Consider the following 19,202-nt stretch of genomic DNA (forward strand, 5'->3'; position numbering starts at 1 on the left):
TTGCTTCATTTAAAATATACAAAGAAGATAATAAAATAAAAGCATAAAATACCGAAAAACATTAAATACAAAATAAGGAGGATGGTATGAAAAGAAAATTAGTGAGTGTATTATTGGTTGCCGCAATGGGCGTATCTGTTCTTGCCGGATGTGGAGGCAGTAATCCAGTAAAAACAGATGAAGACAAAAAGGCAGCAGTAAGCGATGAAAATGTACTTGAGTTTTATCACGGATATTATCAGGATAAAAGTGAATGGGCTGCAGCACAGGTAATGCGTGATATTTACGACGAATTTGCAAAGGCACATTCAGATGGAACAGTGACATTTAAACCTATTCCTGTAGAAAACAGAGATGATATTGTTAGCGCAAAGGTTGCAGGTGGATCTTTTCCGGATATGGTTGATGTTGGTGGAGCCGGAGTTCCTCAGTCAGCAATTTCACAGAACCTCGTATATGATTTGAAACCGTATATTGATGAAAATAAACTTCAGGATGCTGTGGGGCTTAATTATACACAGCATGATATGGACGGACATATATATGCAGTACATGATCAGATTGAGAGTCGTGGGCTTTGGTATAATTCCTCAATTTTTGAAAAGGCAGGGGTATCTGTAGATGCATTGAAAGATTGGAATTCTTTTGGAGAAGCAATGACAAAAATATCAGCTTTGAATGATGGAACCTATGGATACATCGGTGGTCAGGGATCAAGCTATATAGTAAACAGCATAATGGCTTCAACAGAAAATGGAAAGAAGATGTTGGAATCTGAACTTACAGAAGAAATAATTAACTCGGATGAGTTTGCAAATGCATTTAAGACAGCGGCAAAATTGGATCAGGCAAACGGATCCGATCATACAACAGATGATAATGGAAATTTAATGGCTGAATTCAACACAAATGGCAAGGTAGGTGTTTTGTTTAACGGTGTATGGAATGCAAGCGGAATAGACGCATCACTTGTTGATTCTATCGAACCTTCATTGTTCCCGGGTAATATAGCTATTGCATCAGCAGGTGGCGGACTTGCTGTTTCCAATAAGATGAGCGATGAAAAAACAAAATTGGCTCTTGAATTTATCAAGTATATGACAAGCAAAGAGGTACAGGAAAAGATATTTACAGAAGTACAGGCTAACCCTTGTAATACAACTGTAGATCTTAATGCATTAGCCCAGAAGAGTGGTGATGCGGCAACAATTAAACTTGCAAAAGCATGCTCAGAGGTTAATTCAGCAGATACAGTTGTGATTGATATGAATTATACATGGGGACCTGATGTTGATAAGGCAATTATAAATGCTTTAATGGAATGTGCAGTATCAGGAACTGATGTGGATACGAGATTCGAATCTCTTAAGAAAGAATTGCTTGCATTGATAGGTTAAGTTATCTGAAAAAAGACTACATAAAAAGGGAGGGGAGCAGTCCCTTCCCGTTTTTTATTAATGAGAAAACATTATTGTGGGGCTTTTATAATAGGAGGTAGGAAATTGGAGATAGTAAACAGACCTAAAAAGAAAAAAAATAAATTAGGTATAAGGAGAACAGAATTTATCATTGCGTTTTTGGCACCAACACTTTTTGTTTTTTGCGTGTTCTATTTATATCCGATTATTACAGTATTTGTAACATCATTTTGTAAGTGGGATTATACCAACATTACAAGTCCTGAATTTTTTGGATGGAATGATTTGTGGAATAATTATGATTATATTTTTAACAAGTACCCATTTTTCTGGGAGGCACTTAAAAACTCAACAAAATGGGCGATAGTAGGTGCAGTTGTACAAATTCCGATTGCGACATTAATTGCTTTAGCCTTATCCAGGAAGGTAAAAGGAATAAAATTTGTAAGAATTGTTTATATTATTCCGAATATGATATCAACAGCTGCTATGGGTGTGATTTTTTTACAATTATACAATCCGTCTTATGGAATTATCAATCCTATAATTCGTTTGTTTAATAAAAACTTTTCTGACAGCATACTCTTATTAAAAGGACCTGCATTTGTTGCTATGACATGTGCCTATATATTCTTTACAGGTACTACGACTTTAATGATTCTTGGCAATATTATGGCTGTACCGGAGGAGATAAGAGAAGCTGCCATGCTGGATGGAGCAAGTGGTTTAAAACAGGACCTGCATATTACAATTCCAATGATTAAAGGAACACTAAAAACAGTATCAGTCCTTGCGGCAACATCAGGATTCCTTCTCTATAATGAAGTGTATTTTTTAACGAAGGGAGCGGCAGGAACTTATAGTATCAGCTATGTGATACGTGAACTTGCCATTACGAGTCCGAGAACTCAGTTTGGAAGAGCCAATGCAGTTGCAATGATACAGATACTGGCAGGAATGGTCATCATTCTTGTAGTTAGCTTTGTATACAGTTTGTCACCTAAAAAAGAAAAACATTAGAGAGGAGTAAGTACATTGAAAAAATTTAAAAAAGAAAAAACAGTTAAAGATATGCCGATTGGAACAAAGATTTTTACATATTTATGCCTTATATGGGCATTAACAGTATCATTAGTTCCATTGATTTGGCTTGTGCTTTCAAGTTTGAAAAAGGATCCTATGGCAAGACCGGGATTTCAACTTCCTGATTCTATTTGTATAGACGGCTATATTTCTACATTCCGAGACCTTCATGTTCTTAGATATTTTGGTAACAGTTTATTTGTAGCGGGAATTTCTGTATTAATAAGTGTAGTTATGATATCCATGTCTGCATATGTAGTAGCAAGAATGGAATTCAGAGGCAAAGCATTGGTAAATATTTTACTGTACTCAACAATGTTTATTCCCGCAACAGCCTTGACATATCCTGTATACAATTTAATCAATAATCTTCACTTGTATGATACAAGGGCGGCATTGATTCTGATTTATTCATGCAGTGGAATAGCGGTAAGTTTTTTTGTCATTAAAAATTATTACAATAATATTCCGAGAGAGTTGGAAGAAGCAGCCAGAATTGACGGATGCGGGTATTTTAAAACATGGCTGATGGTTATTTTTCCAATTGCAAGACCGGGAATTATGACAGCGGCAGTACTGGCATTTTTGAATAACTGGAACGAATACTATTGGGCGTCACTTGTACTGATTACAAGAGAAAAGTTGACTGTTCCGGCATTACTTTCTACTTTTACGACATCATTTAATACAAACTACAATGGTTTGTTTTCTGCAATGGTAGTAATTATTCTTCCGCCGGTGGTATTGTATTGTATTTTCAGTAAGTTCTTTTTGGAAGCATTATCAGGTGGAGCAGTAAAAGGATAGGAGATTAAGATTAATGAATAAAGAGATTAGAGAAAGAACAAAATGGTTTATGGATGCCAGATTCGGAATGTTTATACATTGGGGATTATATTCTATTCCTGCATGTGGAGAGTGGGTAATGTCACAGAAGGAAATGACAGTTGAAGAGTATAGGACATATTTTGAACAGTTCGATCCTGTAGATTATGATCCGAAAAAATGGGTTAAACTTGCAAAAGAAGCCGGAATGAAGTATGCAGTATTGACAGCCAAGCATCATGACGGTTTTTGTCTGTTTGATTCCAAACTTACAGACTATAAGGCAACAAATACGAAGGCAGGCAGAGATCTTGTAAGAGAGTTTGTAGACGCCTGCAGAGAAGAAGGCTTGAGAGTAGGTTTTTATTTTTCAATTATTGATTGGCATCATCCGGACTTCCCCAAATACAAAGATCGTCAGCACCCAATGAGAAACAATAAGGCTTATGAAAATGAAGAAATAGATTTTGAACGCTATTTGGAGTACATGCATGGACAAGTGAAAGAACTTGTGACAGGATATGGAAAACTGGATCTTCTTTGGTTTGATTTCTCTTATGATGACATGACAGGAGAAAAATGGAAAGCAACAGAATTAATAAAAATGGTACGTTCATATCAGCCGGATGTAATTATTGATAATCGATTAGAGGGTTCAGGAGAAAGCCATGGAAGTATTGCAACAGAACATCCGCTAATTTACAGTGGTGATTTTGCAAGTCCGGAACAGATTATACCTCCAAACGGAGTATGCGATGAAAAAGGTGAACCTATACCATGGGAACTTTGTGCAACAATGAATAATCATTGGGGGTATTGTAAATTTGATCATCAGTACAAAACTCCACAGATGCTCGTAAGAAAGCTCGTAGAATGCGTAAGCAAAGGTGGAAATATGATTTTGAACGTGGGACCTGATGCGAAGGGAAATATCCCACAGGAAAGTATAAATATTCTAACGGATTTGGGAAAATGGATGAGTAAAAATAAAGAAAGTATATATGGATGCGGTATATCAGAGTTGGAAAAACCGGATTGGGGAAGATATACACAGAAGGGGAATACAGTCTATGCGCATGTGTATGAAACTCCATTGGGAGCATTGCCTTTGTACGGAATTGCACCGGACAAATTGGACAAAATAACTTATTTGGCAGATGGAAGTGAGGTGAGACGTGGAGAAGCGTGGAATACCGCTCTTTATCCTGATATTGCATTTGTTTCATTTGGAGAAGATCCTGTATTTACATATCCGTTACCTGATGACAAAGATACTGTATTGAAAATTGAATTAAAAGAATAATAGGCAGTTATAGTTAGCCAAAATTAAAAATATTTAATGGAGAAAGTATCTTGACTTAAAACAAGATACTTTCACGTAAAAATGGAGGAAAGAGATGAAACAGGTAACATGTATCTTAATAGGAGTAGGATTAAGAGGTGGATATGTGTATTCTCAATATGCATTGGATCATCCAAATGAATTTAAGGTAGTAGCTGTTGCAGAACCGGATCCGGAGAGGAGAGAAGCCTTTTCAAAAAAACATAATATTCCACATGGAATGCAGTTTGAATCATATAAAGAAATATTAACAAGAGATAAAATAGCAGACTGTGCAATGATATGTACTCAGGATCGGATGCATTATGAACCGGTGGTGATGGCGCTGGAAAAAGGATACCATGTACTATGTGAAAAACCAATGTCACCCGATAAAGAGGAAATAATAAAAATGGGGATGATGGCAAAACAATATGACAGGATTTTATCGGTATGTCATGTTCTACGTTATTCCCCTTTTTTTTCTAAGATAAAATCTTTATTAGATGAAAAAAAGATAGGCCAATTAATGACAATACAGCATATTGAAGAAGTAGGATATTGGCATCATGCTCATAGTTTTGTCAGAGGAAATTGGAGAAACGAAAAAGAGTCAAGTCCAATGATTTTGCAAAAATGTTGTCATGATATGGATATTTTACTATGGCTTGCAGATAGCTCTTGTAAAAAGATAAATTCGTTTGGCAGATTAACATATTTTTCAGAGGAAAATGCACCTGAGGGAGCTCCGGAATATTGTATGGATGGATGCAGTCACCGTGATGAATGTCCGTTCTATGCACCAAGATTTTATCTGGAGCATTCAAAAGCGGTAGAAGATGGACTTGTATATGCTGTGACTGACAATGCAGATTCAGAACATATACTTTATGCATTGAAGAAAGGTCCATATGGAAGATGTGTCTTTCATTCAGACAATACGGTTGTAGATCATCAGACAGTAGAAATTGAATTTGAAAATCAGGTAACAGCATCATTTTTGATGACGGCATTTACAAATCAATGTGCAAGAAGAATTCGCTTGATGGGAACAAAAGGTGAAATAAAAGGAGATATGGAAGCCGGAATAATCGAAGTTACAGAGTTTGTAAACGGTACAAATGAAGTTATAAAACTTCATACCCCAACAAAAGGGCATAGCGGAAGTGATATGAGTATGATGAAGGATTTTGTCAGAATGGTGGGAGAAGGTAAAAAGGGAAAAACAAATGCTGATATTTCTGTGGAAAGTCACTTAATGGCTCTTGCGGCAGAGGAATCAAGAGTAAATGAAGCAGTGGTTAATTTCAAACAGTACACAAGGACAAATGTCGAATGAGTGTGGTTTATTTATAATAATCAAAGCATAGAAAAGAGAGATAAGAATGGCTATATCATATAATAAAAAGAATCGAATATTTAAACTGGATACAGAGAGTACATCATATTTAATTGGCATATCACCGGAAGGATATGTAGGACATGTGTACTATGGTGAAAGGTTGAAATGCGATGATGCTTATTATCTGCTACGAACAGAAGAGGCACCATATACGCCATCAAAAAACGAGAGGGAAAAGTTATCATTTCTTGACAGCTTCCCTATGGAATACCCCTCAGGTGGAATAGGAGATTTTCGTGAAAGCTGTATTAATATTCGTAATTCGGCAGGATGTATGGCAAGCGAGTTCTTCTATGAATCTTATGAAATTACTAAAGGAAAAGTGAAATTAGAAGGGCTGCCGGCATCCTTTGGTGATAAAGATGATGTAACAACACTTACTGTTAAATGCGTAGATCCTGTTTTGGAGATTGGATTAGCTCTTTCGTATTCAGTGTTTGAAAAAGTAGATATTATTACAAGAAGTGTCAAAGTGATCAACAAAGGAACGGAGCATGTAAAACTGGAAAAAGTCTATAGTGCCTGTGTGGATATGGACAATGAAAGCTTTGAACTGCTTACACTATGTGGTTCATGGGCAAGAGAGCGACATATCATGAGAAGACCGATTTGTTACGGGAAACAATTGGTAAGTTCGGCAAAAGGTGAATCAGGCCATCAAGAGCATCCTTTCATTGCACTTGTGACACCAGGGACAAATCAACAGCAGGGGAGAGTCTATGGAATGCATTTTGTCTATTCCGGTAATTTTATAGGACAGGTAGAATTAACACAGTTTGATTCGGTTCGTATGGTAATGGGAATTAATCAGGAAGAATTTTGCTGGAATCTGTATTCAGGAGAATCTTTTCAGGCACCGGAAGTTGTACTAACATTTTCGAGAGAAGGACTTGGGAAAATGACACGCTCGTTGCATGATTTCTATCGTCAACATATGATAAGAAGTTCATATAAAAGCTGTAAGCGTCCGATTTTGATCAATAACTGGGAAGCAACTTATTTCGATTTTAATACAGAGAAGCTATTGGATATTGCAAGAGTTGCAAAGCAAGACGGTATTGAGATGCTGGTTATGGACGATGGGTGGTTTGGTAAACGTGACAATGATAGCTGCTCACTCGGTGATTGGGTTGTAAATGAGAATAAAATTACCGGAGGGCTAAAATATCTTGTAGATGAAGTAAGAAAGCTAGGGTTAAAATTTGGAATTTGGTTTGAGCCTGAAATGGTTTCACCGGATTCCGAACTTTATAGAAAACACTCGGATTGGGTAATTCATATTGATGGAAGGAAAGCAACTCAAAGCCGACAGCAATATATACTCGATTTGTCAAATCCTAAAGTAATAGATTATGCTTATGAATCAGTGGCAAAAATCTTAAGGAGTGCGACAATTGATTATGTGAAATGGGATATGAACCGTCTGCTGAGTGACTTGGGAAGCAGTTATCTTGATAAAGATTCACAACAAGAATTATTCCATCGTTATGTATTAGGTGTATACCGGATGCAGGAGCGTTTGATTACAGAATTTCCTAATTTATTGCTTGAAAATTGTTCAAGCGGAGGTGCAAGATTTGATCCCGGGATGCTTTATTACAGTCCACAAATTTGGTGTTCGGATGATACAGATGCAATAGAGAGATTAGAAATCCAAGAAGGAACAGCATTGATTTACCCTTTGTCAACAATTGGATCACATGTTAGTGCGTGTCCAAATCATGCTGTTGGAAGAATAACACCATTTGAAACAAGAGGACATGTAGCACTTGCCGGTACATTTGGCTATGAATTGGATATTACAAAACTTTCAGAAAAAGAACATGATTTGATTATGCAGCAGACAAGAATGTATCACAAGTATAATGATTTAGTCAGAGAAGGAGATTACTACAGAGTTGCATCTTTCTCTGAAAATGGTTGTTATGACTGCTATATGGAAGTCTCAAAAGACAAAAAAGAAGCAATTGTAACTTATGTTCAGGTAAGAGGTATTCCAAACATACATAGCAGAAGATTAAAACTTCAAGGCTTAGATGAAGATAAGATATATTGTTTGGAAGGAACCAATGAACGATATACAGGAGAGATGTTGATGAAATGCGGGTTCTTGTTTAAAGATTTTTTTGGGGATTTTGAGAGTAGGTTTTACTATTTTAAATAAATATAGGCTCCTTTGGGAAAGGAGACCATATTAAATCAGGCTGACCTATATTCTTTAATATTATTCCTTAACAATAACCTTTAAAGCTCCGGTGTAGTCAAAAATCAATTGAAGTTTTTCTCCTTCAGTATCAGGAAGATTAAAGTCACCGTATTCATCCTTTTGTGGTGATGAAGTCAGCACAGTGAAATTATGATTTACAGTTGCTGGAATGGATACGGAATAAGCAATATCTTCTGGGAAGTCATCCTCCTCAGGATATGGCGGTGGACAGAATGTTACAGCATGATCATGGAGTGCTTAGTGCAACTACTGCATTTGGAAAAACAGTGGGTGGAAGAATTAAATAAGTTTTTAATAATAAAAGAAAAGCCACCAATTTATAAGACAAAGACAGGTAGAGAAAAACAAAGGGATAATTTGATAAGGATAAAATCTGCTGTTGTAGCGGAGGAGCTGTTGGAATTATTCTTTGGAAATTAGCAGTTTCAAACTAACGGTATCAATTCGTTGTTTTTGAATATTTGTAGATAATGTCAATTGTCTAAACTAATAAGGTATTTTATAAGTCCGGTGTTGAAAAGCTACTATCAAAAAAGAAAATTGAAAAATGAGAATGGAAAAATATACCTCAGAGGTTAATTTAAAAATTGACAAAGGGCTATATTCATGCTAATATGTATTTACCTCAAAGGTAAATACGTAAGAGAGGTAATGCTTTGGATATTACTTACAAGAATAAGAAAATTGAAAGGGTTTGTACGGATGCCAAAACAGCAGAGAGAACCTATGGCCGAGAGATGGCAGATAAAATACATCAGCGTATAGATGAAATCTGTGCTGTGGACACGGTTGAGATAATGATACAGTTTCATATCGGTAGATGTCATGCACTTAAGCAGAACAGGAAAGGACAATATGCATTGGATTTGGTCCATCCATACAGATTGGTATTCGAGAAAATTGGTAATGAAATTCAAATAGCAAATATTTTGGAAATTGTTGACTATCATTGATGGTTAGTATTTTAAGTCGGGGAGGTAGCACTATGGTGAGAAGTCGCAGTTACATTGCAACGCCACCCGGAGCGACAATTAAAGAGCAGCTAAACGACAGGGGAATGAGCCAGAAAGAGTTTGCTGCCAGAATGGATATGTCTGAAAAACATATTAGTAAGCTCATTAACGGAGATGTACAGCTTACACCTGAAACAGCAGTCAGATTAGAGATGGTTTTAGGTGTTCCTGCTAAGTTTTGGAATAATTTGGAGGCAATCTATAGAGAGAAGATTATTAAGGCAGAAGCAGAAAATACAATGGAAGCTGATAAGGAAATGGTTAAAAAATTTCCTTATGGGGAGATGGTAAAATTCGGTTGGATTCCGGATGCCGGAGAATCTAATGAAAAGGTTGTTAATCTTAGGAAATTTTTTGAGGTTGTTGAACTTTCTCTTATCGGAAAGGAGCAGATTACAAGAATTGCATGTAGACGTTTGGCAATTACAGAAAAAAGTGATTTGGCTTTAATGGCATGGGCTCAAGAAGCAAGAATTAAGGCACGTAATATTCAGACCGCTTCTATAAATATCAAAGGGTTAACTTCAGTTCTGAATAATATAAGAAATATGACGGTTCTTAACCCAAAGGAATTCTGTCCTAAGATAAAAAAATGTCTTGCAGACTGTGGGATTGCATTAGTGTTTTTGCCACATCTTGAAGGATCTTTTCTACAAGGCGCTTCTTTTATAGATGGGAATAAGATTGTTCTTGGACTTACTGCAAGAGGAAAGGATGCAGACAAGTTTTGGTTCAGTTTATTTCACGAACTTGCACATATTGTTCTTGGACATGTAGGGCAGCCAAATGGTACATCTGAAGATGATGAGAAAGAGGCTGACAGATGGTCAGGTGATATACTGATTGACTCTAAAGATTTTGAAGATTTTAGAAGAAATGGAGATTATTCAGAAAGCCAAGTACTTCAATTTGCAAAGGCACAGGGAATCGCTCCGGGAATAATAGTCGGAAGAATGCAGTTGGAAGGGATTATTAAGTATAGTATGTTAAATAATTTGAAAGAGAAATATGAAATAGTTATTTAAGTATATTATCAAAAAGTTTAAAGTGGCGGAAAAATTAGAGATTTGATTTAATCATAGGTGGAAGAATTAATATTACTATATGATTATGGAGTCACAAAATAAAGTAAAAAACTAAATTATATGCTAAAATAAAAGGGCAATCCTATATTGGGTTGCCCTTTTAGTATACAATTTCAGGGGGATATAATGAGAGAATTTAAAAACGAATCAACCCTTATTAATGGCAATCTGGCATTGTCTATAGCACCTGCACTTACCCCAAACGGTGTAGAGAATGACCCTTTATTTTTCAATGGAGAAATTATATACCCGACAATAGTTTCAGGTGGACTTTTGGTACTTGCAGATATAGTCAGTACAAGATATTTTAAATATGTACCGGTCGCACAAAGAGACCCTATTCTTTCTGCGCAGGGAGATATATTGAGAGCGGAATGCTTTTCAGCCTGCAATGGTGTTTATGCAAGAATGGATCTATTCCAAAGTGCACTGGACGGGGAGATACTTTATGGTACTACAAATGTGGATATAGGAAGTAATCTAAGAAAGTCTCTTTTTAATGTAAAGCAGGGGGACAGATTAAAGTTTCGTATAGGAGATGACGGATGGAAGGCTCTACACAGTAAGAATTTTGATGGTAGTGTGTTGACAGATATACATATACAAAGACCTGTAAAAATGCCTGACAGATGGGTCAGGGCACTTGGTAACTGTAGCATGTTACATCAAAATATGGAATATAAATTCCACATTGAGGGAATGCAGGCAAAATCATTTATTGCAATGCTGCCGGCGGCTACAGGTAAGGAGAGATCGGGATGGCTGACACCTACAAAGACAGGTGTAATGTTAAAGCCGAAAGAAGAAAAAAACAGTGTATATATTAGCGGACTGCATAGACTCAGTGCACTTAAGAGGATAATGAGTAATGTAAATGCTGTTTATTTTTATGCACCGAATGATGGTGAGCCGGGGCAGATGATGATTGAAGTATGTATGACAGGAGCAAATATTACCCTCAGTTTGACAGCGAAAAGTTATGAAGGGTATTCAGGCGAGGGAGCATTACTTGATTCGCTTTCAACTCCTAAAATACTTGAATGTGCGGATAAAATTGATAATATATTAAACTTTGAATCAAGACTAGATATTGATAAAATATCAAAAACAATCGGAATAGTAAAAAATGATATGAATGATGCAATGGAGCTGCTTGCCGTTTCAGGGAAGCTTGGGTTTGATGTCAGAGATAGAGCATTTTTCCATAGGGAATTGCCGGATGATCCGGATAGAGTTTTAAAGGATAATCCAAGGCTTGAGGGTGCAAAGAAGCTGGTTGAAGATACTGAATATATTTATGATAATATATGGCATGTAAAATCAGGGGATACAACTTACAGAGTTATTTTTCCTACAGATGAGAACCTTGAGAATGCAAAATGCACCTGTACATGGTATTTGAAACATCAAAACAGTAGAGGACCGTGCAAGCATATTTTGGCGGTAAAATTGAAAAAAGGAGTATAGTATGGCAAGCAAACTTGAAAAAGCGGCAGAAATATATCGTTCTCTCGGTTATGAAGAGACAGATTTTGATGATATTTTAAATCTTGGAATAGGAAGCAAGGAAGAGCAAAAAGAGGCAAGAGAAGGATTAAAATCCGGAGACTGGACAGAGATAAAACAATTATCAAGTAACACATATGGATTTGTTTCTGTGGTGGATGTAGATCTTGAAAAGCTTGCAATCTTTGCTATAAGAGTGGGAGTGGATGCCAAGCGAGCTGCAAATATTCTTAGAAGAAGTAGCGAAGTCGCTCTAAAGGCTATTGAGGAGAGAGGTGAGACTTTTGCAATGAACTTTATACAAGCCGCCTGTGCATCAAACAGGAGAATATGGGAGCATTCCCTGTCAGTGCTTGGAATGTTGGCATTAAAACTTGTGCATGAAATGAATCTTGAAATTCCGGAGTCTGTGGAGTATATGAAGGACTGGGCAGCTGCGGCGGCAATTCTTCTGACATCAAAAAGAAAAGACTACAATTTTGATGAGAGATTTGTAATTGAAAAATCGGAAATTTTAAGAAGATTTAATGAGCATATAGAAGCAGGTGTTGCCTTGAATGTGCCTGCAACCGGACCTTTCTCTGATATACTTATATGGGGTGTACAAAATAATCTTATTGCGAAAGATACTGCTATGGAGCAGGTATTTTACGGACTTAGCATTGCACAAAGGCCGGGAGACAGAAAAGAATATGTAAATGTATTGGAACAAATCGGAATTACAGATGAAGAGATAAAATCAAGAGTAGAAACAATTATTCCACTGCTTGGTCTTGGAGAAACGGCAATACTTGAGCGATTTGCACCTGTACTTATAGAGAGTGTTACTGAAGACTGGTTATATACAATACTTATTTCATGCAGTTCTGCCAAGGTGAAAAAAATAAAAAAATTGATTTTAAAGTCTGTTTTAAAAAGGGAAAAGCCTAAGTCGGTAAAAGAGTATGAGGATTGGCTTACATTTTATAAGCAGGATGAGGATAAAAGTATAGCAAAGCTTGCAGAAAGCATTGAAAAGGCTTGGGGACTGGAGATAGTACAGGAAGATGTAAAAGAAGAGGTGCAAGGGCTTTGGAGAGAAACACCAAAACTTTGGGAGGTGCCAAGGTTTGAAATAGGAGAAACTTCGCCGGAAAATCTTACAGATCTGTTGACAGAGATTTCTGACAGAAAAGAATATATTGACGATGTGGCTTTCGAGAGATTTATTGCAATGGCAAATAATATTGCACATAAAAATCCTGATGAAGCAAAAATAAGTCTGTCAGGAATTACAATAAATGATTCAAGCGGTATATGGGCACTTGGAAGATGGGCAAAAAATATCGAGAATAATGTATGTCCGGACAGTAAGACGAATGAATGGAACGGCGAGAAGGAAGTCTTAAAAATTAGGTATAGCGGATTAGTTTATACAAGAAGGGTAGTATTATTTGAGTCAATAGATAAATGGCCATGTATATTAAGTACACCAAGCTATGAGGACCTAAGCATATCTTTACCTGATTTGACAGATAGACTTATCAGGTATAAGAATGAGAATTTTTTATATGTCGCTGAACCGGATTTACAGTTTGCAATTACCAGGCTGGATATTGAACGTATTACAAAAGAAGATAAAAAAAGATTTTTGGAAAAAACAGAAGGTCTAAAATTAAAAATTTTACTTCCTTTGGGAGATTTTTTAAAGGATGAAAGTGGAGAAGATATTTTTGCTGAGGAAATAATAAAAGAATATTTAGATGACCCATATGTTGAACCGGAATTTTTATTTGAAAAAAATACATATTGGAGAGTGGACATTGATGTACCGGAAAGCTTAAAAGCATTTCCTTTTAGACTTTCATGGTGCTATGAAAATATGTATTCTATTTTTCCGACCTGGGGAGATTATTCACTTACCGCCATACGAAGAGACAGTGAAGCCTATCATAGTCAGGGTATAAATTTAAGGCAGATAGCAAAAAGGAGAAAGCCTCTTACAAAAGGTGCAATGATGAACTGGATTGCAGCGTGGAGTAACTTAAGTGATGAGAGAGCTGCGGATGTTATTGCGGCAACTCATGAAGCATGGGAAAGAGGACTTCTGTTACCGGGGATTGCAGATGTTTCATACCTGGATTGGAGCGGCGGTACACCGTCAAACTTGGCAAGTCTGGCTTTTGCAATGGACAATATGGCTAAAGACGGTATGCTAAGTCTTGTTTGGAAAGCCGCATGTGATATTGTGGAAGTATCGTTAACGTCGCCAAGAATACTCTCAGGTACTGCGGAGATGGTAAAGTTTATAAGAGATTATATTGATGAAGTTATTTTTGCGGTAGAAAATAAGCTTGCACCACAAACTGCATTGGAAATAAATGCTGTAAAAAGTCTCGCCAAAAAATCCGGATCTTCAAAGGCTGTAGAATACGCCAAGGAAATAGTGAATAAGCTAAATTCCATTGGAATGGATATAAAAGAAGAAAAACATGATAAAGTACAGAATCAAAATACACCAAATGATTTTGATGAAGTATGGGTAGTATTACCTGAGGCAAAAAATCTAATCAATGATAATGTGAAATTTGATATAAATGTATTTGAAGTAAGAAAAGGTGATAAAGCTTTTAGCTTTAATTTACAATTACCGGATATCTCAGACAGGCTGTTTCAAGTATATATTTACGGATGGTTTTACGGAATTCAAAAAGAGGCTCAAATGTCGGGAGCTGTGGTCGACAACGACGGAAAAATCATAGATGAGAAAGAAAAGAGCGTATGGCTTCATTATGACCCTGAAAAGAAAAAGGTTGTAGTAAGTAAATATAGAAACTGGAGAGGTGAAAAAGAAGGACCTCTTGAGGGTGACTCAACACCTTACTCAAAGATATTTTTGACTATTGCAGTGAGTACTCTGGCACAGGACGGAGAGAGCATTTATGGAGCAAAAAGTCTTTTCAGACAACTGGTGGACTCGGGAGATTTATCCGTAGAGAATTTAAGAGAAATCATGAGAGAACTTTTATTACATGAGGAGATAAGCCCTGCAAAACTGGTAAGAATAGTTGAGAAAGAAAATAAGCTTTTAAGTATATGCTATGTGATGCTTATAGAGTGTATAAAGTATGCCGGAAGGATGACTGCAGAGAATAAAAAGCCACCGGTATGGGTAAACAGAGTTTTGGATATCTGTATTTACTATGCCGATTATCTAAGAGAAGCGGTAAATAGAGGATATATTTCAGGAGAAGATACCAAATGGCAGGGACTTTTAGAAATTGCAAACAGTACTGCAAAGTCTGCTGCAGTTAATAAGGCAAAGAGTTTGGTAAAAATACTGGAGTTAGGATGAGTAAGAAATGATAATATCTGATAGTGGAATATATAAAACCCCAAAAGAAGCATTGAAGGCAGTATTTGGCTATGATTCATTTAGGCCGGGTCAGGAAGCTGTTATAAATGCTATTTTGGATGGCAGGGATATTCTTGCGGTAATGCCTACAGGTGCGGGAAAGTCACTGTGCTACCAGGTTCCGGCTATGCTGTTTTCAGGCATCACATTGGTTATATCACCGCTTATCTCTCTTATGCAGGATCAGGTAAAGGCCTTAAATGAAGCCGGTGTAAATGCCGCATTTATAAACAGCTCATTATCTGAAAAGGAGTTGAACGATACCTTCAAAAATGCATACAAAGGTCATTATAAGATTATATATGTGGCACCTGAGAGACTTATGAGTGAAGGCTTTATTAGTTTTGCCAAAAGTGTTGAAATTTCAATGGTAACTGTAGATGAGGCGCATTGTATCTCACAGTGGGGGCAAGATTTCAGGCCAAGTTATATGGATATAGCAGAGTTCATAAATATATTGGACAAACGCCCGATTATAAGTGCTTTTACAGCAACTGCCACTCAGAATGTTAGAGAAGATATTATTTGCTCATTGGGACTTAATAATCCATATTTTCTTGTAACAGGCTTTGACAGAGAAAATTTATTCTTTCAGGTAGATAAGCCACAGAATAAGGAACGGTTTATACTTGATTTTATAGAAAGACATAGAGGTGAAAGCGGTATTATATACTGTGCCACAAGAAAAAATGTTGACAGCCTGTATACTCTTTTAAGAAAGCAACATATTTCGGTTGGCAAATATCATGCAGGAATGAGTAATGAAGAGAGAAAGCAAATGCAGAATGATTTTGTATTTGACTATACAAGTATCGTAATAGCAACAAACGCTTTCGGAATGGGAATTGATAAATCAAATGTCAGATTTGTCATTCACTACAATATGCCCTCAAGTATGGAAAACTATTATCAGGAAGCGGGAAGAGCCGGTAGAGACGGTTTGAATTCTGAATGTATATTACTTTTTTCACCTCAGGATATTATAATTAACAGATTTTTACTGGAACATAAGGATTTTAGTGATATTGATCCGATAGATGCAATGACAATCAGAGAGAGGGATATTAAAAGACTTCAGATAATGGAGGGATACTGCTATACTACGGAATGTCTGCGCAATTATATTTTAAAATACTTTGGTGAAGATCCCAAAAAGCCATGTGATGATTGCGGTAATTGTCTACGCCAATTTGAAACTCTGGATATGACAGATGAGGCTAAAAAGATAATAAATTGTATATATGAGTCTCGTGGCAGATATGGTAAGAATATAATAATGGATACAGTGCTTGGAGCAAAGACTGCAAGGCTTACTGAGATAGGAGCAACTGAATATAAATCCTATGGAGTTTTGGAATCATCAAATAAAAATCTGCTAAGACGACTTATAGAAGAGCTTTTACTTGAAGGATATATTGCTACGGGTGAATATCAGGTTTTAAAACTTGGAGATATAAGTAGACTTAAAAATACTGAGACTAAAGTGTTGGTCAAGATTACGGATGAAGATAAGATGGCCAAGAGAAAGGAAAAACCTAAGAAGAATAAAAAAGGCATGGATTCACTAACGTCTGCAGGCTTCAAGCTCTTTGATAAGTTAAAAGAGCTTAGACTTGAAATTGCAAGAGCTGAAAAGATACCTCCATATATTGTTTTTAATGATAAGACCTTGATAGATATGTGTGCAAAGATGCCTACTACAAAATCCGATATGCTAAATGTTTCCGGTGTTGGAGAAAATAAATACGGCAAATACGGTGAGAGATTTATTGCTGTAATAAAGGAATATGTGAAGTAAATAATAAATAAAAGGATAAAGGTTCCTTCCGATTGATCGGAGGGAGCCTTTTTTGTGTGTAGGTATTAACAAAGAATATCGCATTGCAACATAATTTCAATGTGCAAAATATTGTACATTATTTATGCTATTTTAAATATGTAAAATAAATTGGATGAAGGGATTTCAGTCATGAATAAAGAGGGAGGATAATTGGTGAAGAAATATGACATAGTAATCGGAAAACAGTTTGGAATTATAAATGGTGAAAAAAATATTGTTTTTATTAAAACCGGTAGAGGAGGAACTATAGAAGGTTTTAAAAATAAATATTTGAATATATGCGATTTTTTATTTAAAAAATATGGTTATACATTTGTGGTTTCCGCCAATCCTAAAGATTCGGTATGTGATTTGGAGGAAGAAATAAAAAGTGTAGATAAGTATGTAGGAGATTATAAAGAAATATATTTCGTGGGAATTTCAAACGGAGCTTCGATAGGTGCAGCTCAGTGCAGTAAAATTGAAAAAATAAAGAATGCTGTTTTAATAAATGCTCCATTGATGATCAATTTTCATAAAATAAAAGAAGGTGCTAAAAAGTTTAGAGGAAATAATATGTATTTTTTGTATGGTGAAGACGATCCGTCATGTCGCTATATTGAAATCTTAGACAGCATAAAAAATACTGCCTGTAAATATAAAATAATTAAAGGTGAAGGACATGATTTTTCAAAAGAGTCTTTGATATCCGAATTAAATTATTTTTTTGACGGGTTGAAGGCGGAAAATAAAGGTAATAGAAAAAATCAGGTTATATTAGAGGGAGAAGAAAATGAGTGAATTTGATAAAATTATAGGATATGCCGATATTAAGGCGGAACTGATACGTTTTTGTGATGTACTAAAAAACTTTAAAGATTATAAGAGGCTTGGTGTAGAAATACCGAGGGGAATGCTTTTGCATGGTGAGCCGGGTATAGGAAAGACTATGTTAGCTAAGAGCTTTATAAAAGAAAGCAAAATAAAATCATTTACAATAAGGAAGGATAAACACAGTAGAGAGTTTATTAATAATATCAGAGATATATTTGATAAAGCAAAAGAAGAAGAATTTGCCATAGTATTTCTTGATGATATTGATAAGTTTGCAAATGAGGATGAGTATCACAAAGATGCTGAGGAATATGTAGTTGTACAGTCCTGTATAGATGATTGCAAGGATTCAAATGTCTTTGTTTTGGCTACAGCAAACAATATATATTGCTTACCGAATTCACTTATGAGAGCAGGACGTTTTGATAAGGTTATTCAGATGACATGCCCCGTTGGAGATGATGCCAAGAAGATAATAGAGTATTTTTTAAGTAAAAAACAAGTGCTTGGAGATATAGATATAGATGATATATCAAGCTTTATGGAAGGACACTCATGTGCAGAATTGGAAATGGTAATAAATGAAGCCGGAATTTATGCGGTATTTGACAAAAGAACAAAGATTGAGCAAAGAGATATTATAAAAGCGTGTATGCGTTTGATATTTGATGCACCTGAGTCGGTAGAATATATTGACAGTAATATTTTAAAAAAGGTTGCCATACATGAGTCAGGACATGCTGTTATTTCTGAAATATTGGAGCCGGGATCTGTAAATCTTATTTCGATCTGCGGTTACTCAAATAATTCAGGTGGGATAACCTCTGTAAGAAAACCTGAGGATTATAATTTTAATGTAGTTGCACAAGAGAATGAAGTCATCAGAAGCCTAGGAGGTAAGGCTGCGACTGAAATAATTTATGGAACATTTGATCTTGGCTGTGAGGAAGATTTGCATAAAGCATTTGGCTTGGCTACAACATTTGTTGACAATTACTGTGCATATGGATTTGATGCTTTTGAAAGAGGTAAGTCATCCCAATATTTATTGGAAAGTAAGGACAGAAAAGTTGACAAAGAGATGGATAGATATTATAGAAAGTCAAAGCAGATTATTGTTGAAAACAGAGGATTTTTTGATGCCATGGTTCAAGAACTTTTGAAAGAGAAAACACTTACTAAAAAGCAAATTAAGAGTATACGAGACAATGTAGTGATTAGAGCTTGAAAAAAGGTTGTAATGATGTAGAATAAAAGTAATTATACATTATAAAC

Annotated in this window: 14 protein-coding genes; all 14 read left to right on the plus strand. The window is 35.9% G+C overall.

The genetic code is table 11. From position 1 onward, the window contains the following. Nucleotides 1-86: 86 nt before the first annotated feature. The 14 genes from HMPREF1140_RS01530 to HMPREF1140_RS01595 all read left to right on the plus strand — a co-directional run bounded on the left by HMPREF1140_RS01530 (nucleotide 87) and on the right by HMPREF1140_RS01595 (nucleotide 19,155). The gene (locus tag HMPREF1140_RS01530) at nucleotides 87-1,397 is read left to right on the plus strand and encodes an ABC transporter substrate-binding protein (protein ID WP_009662183.1); all 1,311 of its coding nucleotides are present in this window, start codon (nucleotides 87-89) and stop codon (nucleotides 1,395-1,397) included. Between the two features lie 105 nt (nucleotides 1,398-1,502). Beyond that, a complete protein-coding gene (locus HMPREF1140_RS01535) occupies nucleotides 1,503-2,438 on the plus strand; it encodes a carbohydrate ABC transporter permease (protein ID WP_009662194.1) in 936 nt (311 codons plus the stop codon). Between the two features lie 15 nt (nucleotides 2,439-2,453). After that, a complete protein-coding gene (locus HMPREF1140_RS01540) occupies nucleotides 2,454-3,308 on the plus strand; it encodes a carbohydrate ABC transporter permease (RefSeq protein ID WP_009662153.1) in 855 nt (284 codons plus the stop codon). Between the two features lie 13 nt (nucleotides 3,309-3,321). Beyond that, a complete protein-coding gene (locus tag HMPREF1140_RS01545) occupies nucleotides 3,322-4,629 on the plus strand; it encodes an alpha-L-fucosidase (protein WP_009662177.1) in 1,308 nt (435 codons plus the stop codon). A 94-nt stretch (nucleotides 4,630-4,723) separates the two neighbouring features. Next, nucleotides 4,724-5,986, plus strand: coding sequence for a Gfo/Idh/MocA family protein (locus HMPREF1140_RS01550; protein ID WP_009662156.1), 1,263 nt, complete (start codon nucleotides 4,724-4,726; stop codon nucleotides 5,984-5,986). Nucleotides 5,987-6,032: 46 nt separating this feature from the next. Then, nucleotides 6,033-8,213, plus strand: coding sequence for an alpha-galactosidase (locus HMPREF1140_RS01555; protein WP_009662161.1), 2,181 nt, complete (start codon nucleotides 6,033-6,035; stop codon nucleotides 8,211-8,213). Nucleotides 8,214-8,516: 303 nt separating this feature from the next. Beyond that, nucleotides 8,517-8,696, plus strand: coding sequence for a hypothetical protein (locus tag HMPREF1140_RS13470; protein ID WP_035619699.1), 180 nt, complete (start codon nucleotides 8,517-8,519; stop codon nucleotides 8,694-8,696). A gap of 236 nt (nucleotides 8,697-8,932) precedes the next feature. After that, nucleotides 8,933-9,229 (plus strand): type II toxin-antitoxin system RelE/ParE family toxin, encoded by a 297-nt coding sequence (locus HMPREF1140_RS01565; protein ID WP_009662202.1) that lies wholly within the window; start codon nucleotides 8,933-8,935, stop codon nucleotides 9,227-9,229. A gap of 32 nt (nucleotides 9,230-9,261) precedes the next feature. Further along, complete coding sequence (locus tag HMPREF1140_RS01570; protein WP_009662200.1) at nucleotides 9,262-10,314, plus strand: HigA family addiction module antitoxin; 1,053 nt, start codon at nucleotides 9,262-9,264, stop codon at nucleotides 10,312-10,314. Between the two features lie 186 nt (nucleotides 10,315-10,500). Beyond that, nucleotides 10,501-11,841, plus strand: a complete 1,341-nt coding sequence (locus HMPREF1140_RS01575; protein ID WP_009662187.1) for an SWIM zinc finger family protein — start codon at nucleotides 10,501-10,503, stop codon at nucleotides 11,839-11,841. A 1-nt stretch (nucleotide 11,842) separates the two neighbouring features. After that, nucleotides 11,843-15,214 (plus strand): hypothetical protein, encoded by a 3,372-nt coding sequence (locus HMPREF1140_RS01580; RefSeq protein WP_009662180.1) that lies wholly within the window; start codon nucleotides 11,843-11,845, stop codon nucleotides 15,212-15,214. Between the two features lie 7 nt (nucleotides 15,215-15,221). Further along, nucleotides 15,222-17,072, plus strand: a complete 1,851-nt coding sequence (gene recQ, locus HMPREF1140_RS01585; RefSeq protein ID WP_009662176.1) for a DNA helicase RecQ — start codon at nucleotides 15,222-15,224, stop codon at nucleotides 17,070-17,072. Between the two features lie 195 nt (nucleotides 17,073-17,267). After that, complete coding sequence (locus tag HMPREF1140_RS01590; protein WP_009662168.1) at nucleotides 17,268-17,894, plus strand: alpha/beta hydrolase; 627 nt, start codon at nucleotides 17,268-17,270, stop codon at nucleotides 17,892-17,894. Continuing rightward, nucleotides 17,887-19,155, plus strand: coding sequence for an AAA family ATPase (locus tag HMPREF1140_RS01595; protein ID WP_009662165.1), 1,269 nt, complete (start codon nucleotides 17,887-17,889; stop codon nucleotides 19,153-19,155). Before HMPREF1140_RS01590 ends, HMPREF1140_RS01595 begins: the two co-directional genes overlap by 8 nt. The last annotated feature ends 47 nt before the right edge of the window (nucleotides 19,156-19,202 follow it).

Source organism: Lachnoanaerobaculum sp. ICM7 (assembly GCF_000287675.1).
In the GTDB taxonomy this organism is placed as follows: Bacteria; Bacillota; Clostridia; order Lachnospirales; family Lachnospiraceae; genus Lachnoanaerobaculum.